1 protein-coding gene is annotated in these 489 nt (G+C 69.1%); it reads left to right on the top strand.

The annotated features are described in order from the left end of the window. Positions 1–12: 12 nt before the first annotated feature. Positions 13–489 (top strand): hypothetical protein (locus AB4Y92_RS25615; RefSeq protein ID WP_441822175.1); only part of this gene is annotated, 477 nt, incomplete at its 3' end.

The raw sequence follows: 489 nt of genomic DNA, 5'->3' as shown, positions 1-489 counted from the left end.
GGTCTACTGACGATGAGCACCGCCAAGAAATTCATGTTCGGAACTGACTTTCGCGAGGGCAACCGGCGTGCCGTCAGCGAAGCGGATCTGGCGGCGGCGCGCGCGGAAGGGTTTGCCGCCGGGCAGGAGCAGGGGCGGCGCGAGGCCGATGCGCAGTTGAACGGGCTGCTTGCCCATCTCGTGCGATCGGTCGAGCGGCTGCTCGTCGAGGAGGACAAGCGTGCCTTCGAGGAGGACAAGCGTGCCTTCGCCATCGAGGAACAGGCCGCGCAGACCCTCGCCGGCGCGGCCTTGGCCGAGCGACCGCTCGCGAGGATCGAAGCTGTGGTGCGCGAATGCCTGAGCCACGCCCGCCTCGCCCCGCATCTGGTGGTGCGTGTCCACGAGAACGCGGTCGAGACGATGGAGAGCATGCTGGCGGGGCTCGCCCGGGAAACCGGCTTTGCCGGCCGCCTCGTTGTCCTGGGGGGCCGCCTCGTTGTCCTGGGG

It is taken from the genome of Lysobacter sp. TAB13, assembly GCF_052113885.1.
Lineage (GTDB): Bacteria > Pseudomonadota > Gammaproteobacteria > Xanthomonadales > Xanthomonadaceae > Lysobacter > Lysobacter gummosus.
Note: the sequence above shows the minus strand (reverse complement) of the source record. Positions and strands in the feature narration are given on the sequence as shown.